Below are 691 nucleotides of genomic sequence, written 5' to 3' on the forward strand. Positions count from 1 at the left end.
AAATGGTCACTTCGCCCTCGGTGGTATCCACTACATCTACTGGTACTTCCGCCTGACTTATCTCCACGCTCACTTCCGGCGGCAGGTTTGCATCCGTTAGCGTGAGGCTAAAGGTATTTTGGTCGGCCAGAATAGTGAGTGCTTCGGCATTACCGTCCACCTCCAGGCTATTACTGGTGATTTCCAGTACCAGCAGCTCGTCGTCTTCATCCGTTAGGTCATTCACCGCGGTCAATTCCAGGGTGCGGCTGGTGGTGTGTGTTTCACCGTCCAGCACTAGCTCTATTGGCATGGTGAAGTTTTCGAAATCATCCGCGTTGGTGGTGGTTCCCTCCCCTGTATCAAGGGAAATACTGACCGGGTAGCTTGGCGAACGACAACTGAGCTGAACAGTAATGCTCACCTGACTGTTTTCGCCGCTAACCAACTCGGTTTCCTCAAAAAACACCGCCGGGTACACAAGAACCTGCTGCTCCACCGGCTCACTGACATTGCCTGCCGCATCTTCAGCAACCCATGTAATGGTATTGCTTCCGCACTGCATAAGCACTTCAGTATCGCCATCCAGCTCAATCGCTTCGCCGTTCAGGCTAGCGCGAATGACTGGCGAGCTATCGGCAACATCCATGGCCGCAACCTCGGAGGTTAACAGGGTTACCATCAGTATTTCACCGCTGTCGAACAGGGTAAT

At 53.1% G+C, this 691-nt stretch carries 1 pseudogene; it reads right to left on the minus strand.

What is annotated here, in order from left to right:
• Positions 1-691 (minus strand): annotated as a pseudogene (locus IDZ20_RS04835) (GLUG motif-containing protein); the annotation flags it as partial.

Origin of the sequence: Teredinibacter waterburyi, assembly GCF_001922985.1 — a bacterium.
GTDB lineage: Bacteria > Pseudomonadota > Gammaproteobacteria > Pseudomonadales > Cellvibrionaceae > Teredinibacter > Teredinibacter waterburyi.